The sequence below is a fragment of the Bacteroidia bacterium genome (assembly GCA_025056095.1).
Lineage (GTDB): Bacteria > Bacteroidota > Bacteroidia > JANWVE01 > JANWVE01 > JANWVE01.
The window spans coordinates 1-11,156 of sequence record JANWVW010000081.1 but is presented as its reverse complement, the minus strand read 5'-3'; the positions used below and the strand labels follow the sequence as shown (position 1 = coordinate 11,156).

Below are 11,156 nucleotides of genomic sequence, written 5' to 3'. Positions count from 1 at the left end.
GTAGCACCGAAGCGTTAGCGTAGCCCGAAGCACGCCGACCTTGTGGGCAAAAGCCCACAAGGGCACGCCCAAAAAAAGAAAAAAATAAAATTTAACCTTCACATAAGAATTTTATTCGCCTTGATTGTAGTCTGATTCTAACGTTTCGCAATGATACTCAAAACTAACAGGTAGAGTAGGCTTTTGAGTAGACTCGCCGTTCTTTTTTGCTAAAATCATCTTTTGAATGATGCGATTCCTTTCTTTTTGAATATACTCACGAAGTTGTTTATCTCGTTCTGCGTCAAAGTAGCAAATACCATCTACATAAGTTTGTTGTACTTTGGCATAAATAGAAAGTGGGTCAGATGTCCATAATACAAGGTCAGCATCTTTGCCTAATTCTATGCTTCCTACACGGTCAGATACATGCAGCATCTGTGCAGGGTACAAAGTAACCATTTTAAGGGCTTCTTCGGGGTTCATGTTGCCGTATTTAATTCCTTTGGCTGCTTCTTGATTTAGTCGTCTGCCCATTTCTGCATCATCAGAATTGATGGCTGTGGGTATGCCCATTTGTGTGAGAATAGCAGCATTAAACGGAATGGCTTCCATTACTTCAAACTTATATGCCCACCAATCTGAAAAAGTAGATGCTGCTGCACCGTGTTGCTTCATCTTGTCCGCAACCTTATAGCCCTCCAAAATATGCGTGAAAGTATTGACCTTGAAGCCAAAACGCTCTGCTACTCGCATTAACATTACAATTTCAGACTGCACATAAGAATGACAAGTAATAAACCGCTTGCTTTCTAATATTTCTACTAACGCATCTAATTCTAAATCTCTACGTGGGGGAATTTTGCCCTGTGGATTAGCCGTGTATTCCTGCCATGCTTTTTGATAATCTCTTGCTCTTTGAAAAGCATCTACAAAAATTTGCTCTACCCCTAACCGCGTTTGAGGATAACGCGTAACATAGTTATCTCCCCAGTTAGATTGTTTTACATTTTCCCCCAAAGCAAACTTAATAAAGCCTGGCCAATTGTCAAACTTTAACTCTTCGGGGGTTTTGCCCCAGCGCATCTTAATCAGCTGAGTTTGCCCACCGATACAGTTAGCAGAACCATGTAAAAGATGCGCGCTAGTTACGCCCCCTGCTAATTGTCTGTAAATGTTAATATCGTCTGAATTGACTACATCCCCTATGCGTACTTCGGAAGTAACACTTTGCGTTCCTTCATTTACACCTTGGCTAATCGCAATATGGGAATGTTCGTCAATAATCCCAGGGGTAAGATGCAAATTTGTGGCATCTACAATTTTGGCATTATTAGCAGCTAAATTTTGCCCTATTTGAGCAATTTTACCATTTTGAATAAGGACATCTGTGTTTTTGAGAATACCTTTGTCTGTGCAAGTCCAAACAGTAGCATTTTTGATGAGTACGGTTTCAGGTTTAGGCAACTCTACCCATCCATAAGCCATATTTGGATAAGTAACTGTACCGAACGAAGCAAGCTCTTTTTGAGCAGAGTCTTTTTTGTCTTTCTTTTTGTCTTTTTCAGACTCGGGGGGCGCAGGATTTACGTATTTGGCTGTCCACAGTACTGTTTTGCCTTGTATAAGGCTATTGCCTGTAATTTCTATGGGCTTTTTATCTTGTTGAATGTAGCCCATTAAAAAGATACTTCCTTCATAACCTAACTTTTTAGCTTGTACTTGTAGAGTAATATGCTGTTGTTTTTGCTGCACGGTAGGTTTTAGCGTGTCTTTACCGATAATCCACTTGTGAGAAAGATTTTCTAACTCCTTTCCTGTAATAAGCCATTTGATGGTTTTGTTATCTAGTTTGAGTGCATACTCGCCACGAATATCCTGCGTAGGAATGTCTTGAAATTCGTACTTCTCTCCTCGTATCCAATGTTGATAGAAAATGTTTTTTTCTTTGAACAAAGAGTCTTTGCAGATGATAAAATTGGCTAACTTTCCTTTTTCTAATGTACCTACTAATCCATCTATGCCTAAAAACTGGGCAGGAACGGTAGTCAATGCCGCAAGAGCTGTTTTGTAAGATAAACCTGCTTGTATAGCTTTTCGGATATTTGCGTAGAACTTTTCTTTATCTAATCCTTGACTAGTAATTGCAAAGGGAATTTGATGCTTTTCAAAATAAGCGGGGTTAAGTGGTGCGCTTTCCCAATGTTTAAGTTGAGCTAGCGTAAGGTTATTTACTGCATAAGGGTCAGATACATCATAAGGAGCAGGAAAGTTTACAGGTAAAATAGCAGGAATTCCTGTTTCTTTAATAGCTTGAATTCGTTTATACTCTGCACCTGAAGCGCAAATAATCATGTTAAGTCCAAATTCTTTGGCTATTTTAGCGGCACGCAGGTATTTTAATTCGTCATTGACTTCAAAAATGTATTTTCCGTTGAATTGACTTAATGTTTCCAAGCTGATATTTTTTTCAGGTGCTTGCTGGGCAGGGTTTTGCATGTATGCTTGCCAAGCTTTTTTGTACCATTCAGCATCTAAAAAGGTTTGTCTTATCAATGCAATAGCGCCCATCAACGAACTGGGATAATCGTCGGGCGAAGAACCTTTATCAAAGCTCATCATTTGAAGATTAGGCAGACTTAACAATTCTTTTTTTTCTTTACTTCCTGTTGTGTAAATAACTGGACTTCCTCTAAAAATGCCATCATTTACATGAGTAAGAATAGTTCCTATGCCCATTTTACGATATTTTTCAGCATCTTTTTCGGTTAAAGTAATGTATTCGGCTGCGTTTATTTCAGGCTTTACTGCACTGTTCCAATGATGTTTTGGTATTTTACTGTCTTTCTTTTTGCCTGTATCTAATATAGCATAAGCATCAATCAATGAGGGGTAAATGTACCTACCTTGTAAGTCTATAACTATGGCGTCATTTGGAATAGAGATGTTTTCACCTACATTTTCAATATATCCATCGCGGATAACCAAAGTACCTTTGTTCAGCATTTGATTAGGATTGAGGGTAATTTTGGCGTTTGTAAGGGCATAGCATGAATGTGTATTGTGATATACATCTTTGAGTGGCTCTGTGGTAATTTGTCCATATATTAAAAAGGTAATAGTGTAAAACAAGGTAAGTAAGAATATTCGGTGCATGGTACAAAGTTAAACAGATCTTCTATCTATCCAAAAAATACGTACTTTTGAGTATGAAAAAATTATTTTGTTTGGTTTTTAGTGTTCTACTCGCTTTGCTTTATGTGGCTTGTAGTAAAAGGCAGGCAGCCAAAGAATACTACCAACGCATATTTGACCAAGAGCAAAAAATATCACAAGCAATGCAGCACTTTTCTGATGCATTGGAAAAAAGTATGGCAGAATCCGAATTATCCAAAAAACATTTATTAGACCTTGAAAAAGCGTATCAGGAATTAGGAAAGGCTATAGAAGCAGCTATTAAAGAAGTGAAGAGCCTCAAAGGAATGAGAAATGACGAGAATTTTCAAGAAAGTGCCATAGCGTTATTTGAATACTATCAAAAGGTGCATAAAGAAGAGTATAAAATGATGATAGAAATTTGTAAAAAAGGTAGATTTACTGACCAAGAATTACAGCAAATGTCTTTAATTGCAGAGAGTATAGATAAAAATGGTAAGTCCTACGAAGATAAACTCAAAGCTGCCAAAGCTAAATTTGTTCAACGATATGATTTACAGTAAGTATTCTTTGTAGGTTATCTGTATATTTATAAAATTTGCTAAATTTGTTGCTATATCATTATCAAATTTAGGTCATGCGAAATGAGTTATTAAATCCGCAGCATACGGATAAGGAATTAGATGTTTTTCTAAGACCTCAACGATTTGTAGACTTTTTAGGACAGAACAAAACCATTGAAAATTTATCAATTTTTGTACAAGCGGCTTTACAAAGAAAAGAAAGTTTAGACCATGTTTTGCTGCATGGACCGCCAGGACTAGGTAAAACCACTCTTTCACACATTATTGCGCGCGAAATGGGTGCAAAAATGGTTAGTACGTCGGGACCTGTATTGGAAAAGCCTGCCGATTTAGCAGGTTTGTTAACCAATCTTGATCCATTTGATGTGCTATTTATCGATGAAATTCACCGTTTAAGCCCCGTAGTAGAGGAGTATTTGTATTCTGCGATGGAGGATTTTAAGATAGACATTATGTTAGATAGCGGTCCAAATGCAAGAAGTATTCAAATTTCTCTTAATCCTTTTACTTTGATAGGCGCTACTACGCGTGCGGGCATGCTTACAGCTCCTTTAAGAGCACGGTTCGGTATTACTGCACGTTTAGAATACTATGACGTGGATACACTTCAAAAAATCATTATGCGTTCTGCTAAAATTATTCAGGTCCCCATAGATGCACAAGGAGCATTAGAAATTGCCAAGCGCAGCCGAGGTACACCTCGGATTGCTAATCGTTTATTGCGTAGAGTGCGTGATTTTGCCCAAATTAAAGGTCAAGGACGGATAGACTATGAAATTGCAGTAAAGGCATTAGATGCACTAGAAGTAGACGAATACGGATTGGATGAAATGGACCACAAAATACTGCTTACTATTATTGAAAAGTTCAAAGGAGGACCTGTGGGCTTGAATACTATTTCTACTGCGGTAAATGAGTCCCCTGATACTATAGAGGAAGTGTATGAACCTTACCTTATTCAGCAAGGTTTTTTGATGCGTACTCCACGTGGGCGAGAGGTAACAGAATTAGCTTATAAGCATCTTAAAAAACAAGGTAAAAATTTTTATTTGAATACATTGTTTTAACCTGTTAAGCAAATAGTCTGAACACAAAAAATAGAATCATAGATAAAGCCATGCACACAGGTAAGGTCAAAACCCAAGCTAAAAGAATTTTTTTAATGGTATCCAATTGTACGTTTTTCCTTCCGCCTTGAGCTACCATTGTGCCTGCTACGGAAGAAGAAAGTACGTGAGTTGTACTAACGGGCAAGCCTATGCCACTGGATAAGCCAATTGTGCTAGATGCTACAAGCCCTGAAACAAGTCCTTGTGCGTAGGTCATACCTGATTTTCCAATTTTTTCGCCTACTGTAACTACTACTCTTTTCCAGCCTATCATTGTACCTATGCCTATGCACAAAGAAATCATGACTACTACCCAATTAGGTACGTAGTCTGTATAAGCTCTAATTTGCTTGCTTCCTTGTTTAAGGGTGTTTATTTCTTTTGAAAAGCTTTCTATAGTTTCAGGATAACGACTTACCTTTTTAACTCCTTTATCAATTTGATATATACTTCCTCTTACTTTTATCCTATCTTTGGCTGAGAGTTCATCATCTTTAGCAAGACATTCAAAACATTTTGCCTTGAATACTGTGAGGTTAGCTTGTAGCTTTTGTGCTTCTGCTTTAAGTCGTAGGTTAAGAGTTTTTTCCTCAATGTTTGTAGCTGCTTTTTCCATACTAATGATAATAGGTCTTAAATCTGTGAAATCTTTTGTAGTGTCTAGTGCATAATAGGCGGGTAGTGCAGTAATAAGAATAATCATAACTAAGCCTACGCCTTTTTGTCCATCGTTTTGCCCATGAAAAAAGCTGATTCCTATGCAGGTTAAGGTCATTAAAATTCTTATAATGATATTAGGTTTTTCATTAGGTTGGTGAGCTGTGTGTAGTTTTGGATTTTTAAGTAGCATTTTAGCAATTGCAAGTAAGATGCTGCCTACGGTAAAACCGAATAAAGGCGAAATAAGCAAAGACAGACCTACGTCTTGCGCCTTACTCCAATTTACTCCATCACCGAATTCATGACCAGGTAGCATCGAAATGGCTAAACCTGTCCCTAAGATTGCTCCAATTAAAGTATGCGAGCTAGAAGCAGGAATACCAAAATACCAAGTTCCGAAGTTCCATATAATTGCACTTAACATCATTGAAACGACCATCCATAAAGTTTGCGATTGAGTTTGAGTTTGAATAGCTTCAATAGGAAGTAAAGCTACAATTCCCATTGCTACGCTGATTCCCCCTATAAATACTCCCAACATGTTGAATATACCTGAAATAATTACAGCAGGGATAGGCTTAAGGGAGTTAGTGTATATTACTGTAGCTACGGCGTTAGCAGTATCATGAAATCCATTGATGAATTCAAAAATACAAGCACACAGAATTGCAATAATTAGCAAAACAAATAATCCCGTAGTTAAGCCAAGCATAATGCAAAGCTCTTAATTTGCTTGATTGAGCATGTTAAGAGAATGTTAAAAATTTAGATTAGATTGAGGTAGGTTTTTGTGAAATTTTCGTATTTTTGGGCATGCAGAAGGTATCTCAACGAAATATCAAAGCGCCGAGAGGCACTAAGATATCATGCAAAGGGTGGATACAAGAAGCAGCTTTACGCATGTTAATGAACAATCTTGATCCTGAGGTAGCCGAAAATCCCGATGAACTGATTGTATATGGTGGTACAGGAAAAGCTGCTAGAAATTGGGAATGCTACGAAAAAATTGTCAAAGCCCTACAGGTTTTGGAGAATGATGAAACTTTATTGATTCAGAGTGGTAAGCCTGTGGCTATTTTAAAGTCTCATCCTGATGCGCCGCGTGTACTTTTAGTTAATGCGATGTTAGTTCCAAAGTGGGCAAATTGGGACTATTTTCGTGAGTTAGATGCCAAAGGTTTAACCATGTATGGGCAAATGACAGCAGGAAGTTGGATTTATATAGGTTCGCAAGGTATTGTGCAAGGTACATACGAAACTTTTGCAGAGTGCGCAAGGCAGCACTTTAATGGTACACTAAAGCATACTTTATCGGTTACTGCGGGTTTAGGTGGAATGGGCGGTGCACAGCCTTTGGCTGTTACTATGAACGAAGGTGTTTGCCTTGTAGCCGAAATGGAAGAGTGGCGCATTAAAAAACGAATAGAAACTCGCTATTTAGATGAAGTAGAATACGATATTGACAAAGCAATTGACAAAGCTTTGGAATACAAAAAACAAGGCAAAGCCATCTCTATTGCGGTTTTATGTAATGCTGTGGATTTGCTTCAACGCTTGATTGATAGAAACATAACGCCTGATGTACTTACTGACCAAACTTCTGCTCATGACGAATTAGTAGGTTACTTTCCCAAGGGCTATACTGCTGCTCAAGCAAAAATTTTACGCGAAACTAACCCTAAGCAGTATATAGAAGAGTCCAAAGATACAATGGCTTTGCATGTTCGTTTGATGTTAGAGCTGCAAAAAAGAGGTGCTGTAACTTTTGACTATGGAAATAATTTGCGCGGGCAGGCGTTAGCTCGTGGTGTAAGCAATGCTTTTGACTTTCCTGGTTTTGTTCCTGCGTATATTCGACCTTTATTTTGTCAAGGTAAAGGACCTTTTCGGTTTGTAGCTTTGAGTGGAGATCCTGAAGACATTTATACTGCTGATGAAAAATTGTTAGAATTGTTTCCTGATGATGTTGGGCTGCGGCGTTGGCTAACTATGGCAAGAGAAAAAATTGCTTTTCAGGGTTTACCTGCACGAATATGTTGGTTAGGGCAAGGGGATAGATTAAAAGCAGGCTTAGCGTTTAATGAATTAGTAAGAGAAGGTAAGGTAAAAGCTCCCATAGTAATAGGGCGGGATCATTTAGATACGGGTTCGGTGGCATCACCTTACCGTGAAACCGAAGCTATGAAAGATGGCAGCGATGCTATTGCGGATTGGCCCATTCTCAATGCACTGATAAACACAGCAGGAGGTGCTAGTTGGGTTAGCTTGCATCATGGGGGAGGAGTAGGTATTGGTTATTCTATTCATGCGGGTATGGTTATTGTGGCGGATGGAACACCTGAAGCTGAAGCTCGGCTTAGACGCGTGCTTACAAATGATCCAGGTATTGGCGTTATTCGCCATGCGGATGCAGGCTACGAAATAGCCATAGAAACTGCTAAGAAACATGGATTAGATATTAACAAAAGGTTGAAGTAATATTTTACCCTGTTTCTGCATATTTGTATGTTCTCTTGAGCGTGTCCTTGCCCAGCGCGTTGTGCTCATGTGGATAAGAGGGTATATTGCTGTCCTGAGCGATGGAAAGAAATATATCCAATAGAACCTAATGTCTTGTAATACTCAAAATAACTCTACCTGCATATCATCTACATATATCGTATCGTCTACTTGTGCATATCCGTAATCACGGAACATAATAAAAGCACTTAATTTGCAGTCAGTAAGATTTTTTGCCTGATTAAGAATTTTTTTAGGTATTTTCAAAGCAAATACATGTCCTTGCCAACCATGCGAATCGTATCTTGGAAATGCAATACTTTTGTGTCTGTAAAAGAGTACCTCTTTATTTTGAATATTAACAACCATTAAAGGTAAACCTTTGTAGGGTAATCTACTTTTTACCCAAGCTTTGAAACGAATTCCCTCTGCACCTATCTTGATAAAATCTTGCACAGGCATAACAAAAGTGCAGTTATAGAGATTTTTTCCCCCCACTTTGTTGCTATATTTTCCTGTATGTGCCACAGTGGAATCTATGGGTACAGTTTTAATCCAGTAAGGCTCATTTTCTAATGAATTAAAATCTTGTCTAAATACTGCAATAGCTTCTTTTTGGTACAGATAAATTCTTCGGTTATAAAAATCATACGTGTATATAGCAAATACAAAAACTATTAAGGGTAAAGCAACAAACAAAACTTTGGGATAATATTGTAGAAATGCAGATGTCAAATTGCGGGTCGCAGGTTGCCACTCTATCTTTTTTTGAGCAAACCCTATCACTATAACTAATGAAAGGAAAGTGGAAGGTTCAAAGAGGTAAGGATATGCTATTTGTAAAAAGTTACAAAAGAACACCAAAGTTAATTTTAAGAACGCAAGTGGTAGCCATTCTTTATCTACCCATTTGGGACGTAAAATTACTAGTGTTATACCTACTAACATCGTGATTAAAGAAAAAGCCCTCTGTAAATCATAAATAAACCAACCATCTTTATGTGAAAAGAACTTTGCCATACCTAAAAGTTCGTGCCGAGGAGCAGTAGCAAAACGCTCAGCCATTTGCTTGGACTGAAACGCGGGTAAAGTGGCAAATTTTTGAAGCCCATCTATCCCAAAAGGAAAGATGAACAAAACCAAAACTATTGCGATTATAACTGCAAAAATTTTTAATGCTTTTGTCAGCCCTTCATAACGCCATGCATAGAAAAGATAAAAAGGTATCCATAATAAAAGTGAAAATCTACTCAATAAACATAAGCTGATAGCAATGCCTACCCATATCCATTGATATTTCTTGTCTTGATGTAACAATGTAATTCCTAAAAACAAATAATAACCAATGACCAGTGGTTCTTGGCTAAATTTTAAATCTTGTATTCCAAAAAAATAAAAACGTAACATTAACAGAATAAGTACATAGTTTATGGATTTAAGTAATATGTTGAGATTTTTACTACTATTTTGCCACCATAGCAGCGCTATACCTATCATTAAAAATGTGAAGGATGTCCAGCGAATATCTATTTTGAGAAGGATAGGAATAGTATAAGGCAGCCAAAATCCTGGTCCGTATAGTACATGGGGTCTGTCAATCTCTGACAAGGGAGTATATACTTCCTGCCCTGATAATGCACGATTAGCTAAAATTTCAATAGAAGGAAGCATATCTGCTTCACGATAGTTGAGCGTGTAGCTGTCAATGATGTAGAAAAAGTGGTATAAAACTGCAATAAATCCTATAAAACCTAAAAAGTAAAATACCTTGTCTAGTATAAAATTAGCGTTCTCGTTGAATTTTAGCGTTATTTTAGGTAAGTAGAGTAAGGGTATAACTGCAATTCCAATCCCTGAAAGAAAGTACACCCAAGATAAAAACCTACTTTTATACAGTGGTGGATGAGCAAAAATTATCATTTCAAACAAGCAAAGCAAAAAAACAGCTATCCATGCAATTATGGGTTTGCTCAAAAAGTTTTGTTGTATCTTCATAGTGCGAAAATACGTTAAATTACTTCTGAGTATGCCCCGCTAATATAATCAAATCTTAGGCTTTATATAGATTCTTTTGGGCGTGCCCCTTGCTGCGCAAGGGTCGGGGCATTCCGCACTGCGCTTCGCTACGGTGCTTCGCTAACGCTTCGCACTGCCCTGACGGGCATGCTCCATGCCCCTCACGCAGATAACATAAGCAATTATGTCTTTACCTTGTTTGAGCTTGAAGTACAAATACTTACAAGTTAAACTTTACATAGAGCAAAGAAACAGAAAACTAAAAGCGCTCCGCAAGCCCACCTAACTGCAATATTTAGAACAAAAACACTTAGCTCTTGAAAAGGTACGCATTTCGTTCGGATTGAAAAAATTCAATTTTATTTATACAACTTACAATTTTGAATATTGGTTTTTGGGCTTTTTTTATGACTATTTTTAACCTTTATCTTATTGAAAATCAGCGCTTACAGCTGTGGTCTGCTGTAAACGCCGATACAAAATTAAAAAAGTGTAGCCAATTTACAACTGACCTCTATACGTACCTGACACCAAAGCGGCTGTAAACGCCGATACAAAATTAAAAAAGTGTAGCCAATTTACAACTTACAAAACTGCTGGACAGTTATCCAATCAGCTGTAAACGCCGATACAAAATTAAAAAAGTGTAGCCAATTTACAACCTGTGGTTAGCGTGAATTATTTTAAATCTCGCTGTAAACGCCGATACAAAATTAAAAAAGTGTAGCCAATTTACAACTATCCTCCAACACAACAGGATAAAGTGTTGGCTGTAAACGCCGATACAAAATTAAAAAAGTGTAGCCAATTTACAACGAGCGTAGAGCTGAACGCCGTGCTCAACGGCTGTAAACGCCGATACAAAATTAAAAAAGTGTAGCCAATTTACAACCAAGTTGGTTATAAGGGATCCCTTCCGTTTGCTGTAAACGCCGATACAAAATTAAAAAAGTGTAGCCAATTTACAACCAAGGGCTATCGGTACCTATTTACAGTGGCGCTGTAAACGCCGATACAAAATTAAAAAAGTGTAGCCAATTTACAACAAAATTCTTGCGCGGGGTATGCGCAATGCTGCTGTAAACGCCGATACAAAATTAAAAAAGTGTAGCCAATTTACAACATAACCGATGCTATTTTTTCTTTTATTTGT

General features: G+C 37.7%; 6 protein-coding genes and 1 CRISPR repeat array. Of the genes, 3 read left to right on the top strand and 3 right to left on the bottom strand.

Annotation, left to right across the window (positions count from 1 at the left end):
• Positions 1-111: 111 nt before the first annotated feature.
• Entirely contained in the window at positions 112-3,135 is a 3,024-nt protein-coding gene (locus NZ519_07445) for an amidohydrolase family protein (protein MCS7028589.1), read from the bottom strand.
• A 53-nt stretch (positions 3,136-3,188) separates the two neighbouring features.
• Here NZ519_07445 and NZ519_07440 point away from each other — a divergent pair, with 53 nt between their 5' ends.
• Both NZ519_07440 and ruvB read left to right on the top strand, forming a co-directional pair.
• Positions 3,189-3,698 carry a hypothetical protein gene (locus NZ519_07440; protein MCS7028588.1) on the top strand — a complete coding sequence of 170 codons (510 nt, stop codon included), beginning with the start codon at positions 3,189-3,191 and terminating at the stop codon, positions 3,696-3,698.
• 74 nt (positions 3,699-3,772) lie between these two features.
• Positions 3,773-4,786, top strand: coding sequence for a Holliday junction branch migration DNA helicase RuvB (ruvB, locus tag NZ519_07435; protein MCS7028587.1), 1,014 nt, complete (start codon positions 3,773-3,775; stop codon positions 4,784-4,786).
• 4 nt (positions 4,787-4,790) lie between these two features.
• Here ruvB and NZ519_07430 read toward each other — a convergent pair whose 3' ends face one another.
• Positions 4,791-6,200 carry an inorganic phosphate transporter gene (locus tag NZ519_07430; protein MCS7028586.1) on the bottom strand — a complete coding sequence of 470 codons (1,410 nt, stop codon included), beginning with the start codon at positions 6,198-6,200 and terminating at the stop codon, positions 4,791-4,793.
• 101 nt (positions 6,201-6,301) lie between these two features.
• On the opposite strand from NZ519_07430, the gene hutU reads away from it, so the two are divergent.
• Positions 6,302-7,966 carry a urocanate hydratase gene (gene hutU / locus NZ519_07425; protein ID MCS7028585.1) on the top strand — a complete coding sequence of 555 codons (1,665 nt, stop codon included), beginning with the start codon at positions 6,302-6,304 and terminating at the stop codon, positions 7,964-7,966.
• A gap of 144 nt (positions 7,967-8,110) precedes the next feature.
• Here the strand turns inward: hutU and NZ519_07420 are convergent, their stop codons facing one another.
• Positions 8,111-9,982: a hypothetical protein gene (locus NZ519_07420; GenBank protein MCS7028584.1), complete on the bottom strand. Its 1,872-nt coding sequence runs from the start codon at positions 9,980-9,982 to the stop codon at positions 8,111-8,113.
• A gap of 482 nt (positions 9,983-10,464) precedes the next feature.
• A CRISPR array of direct repeats spans positions 10,465-11,126; the repeat unit is 47 nt; unit sequence GCTGTAAACGCCGATACAAAATTAAAAAAGTGTAGCCAATTTACAAC.
• Positions 11,127-11,156 lie beyond the last annotated feature (30 nt).

Excerpts from the sequence above, each read along its gene's own strand:
- NZ519_07445 (MCS7028589.1), bottom strand. The coding sequence starts at position 3,135 with ATGCACCGAATATTCTTACTTACCTTGTTTTACACTATTACCTTTTTA.
- NZ519_07430 (MCS7028586.1), bottom strand. The coding sequence starts at position 6,200 with ATGCTTGGCTTAACTACGGGATTATTTGTTTTGCTAATTATTGCAATT.
- NZ519_07420 (MCS7028584.1), bottom strand. The coding sequence starts at position 9,982 with ATGAAGATACAACAAAACTTTTTGAGCAAACCCATAATTGCATGGATA.
- NZ519_07440 (MCS7028588.1), top strand. The coding sequence starts at position 3,189 with ATGAAAAAATTATTTTGTTTGGTTTTTAGTGTTCTACTCGCTTTGCTT.
- hutU (MCS7028585.1), top strand. The coding sequence starts at position 6,302 with ATGCAGAAGGTATCTCAACGAAATATCAAAGCGCCGAGAGGCACTAAG.
- ruvB (MCS7028587.1), top strand. The coding sequence starts at position 3,773 with ATGCGAAATGAGTTATTAAATCCGCAGCATACGGATAAGGAATTAGAT.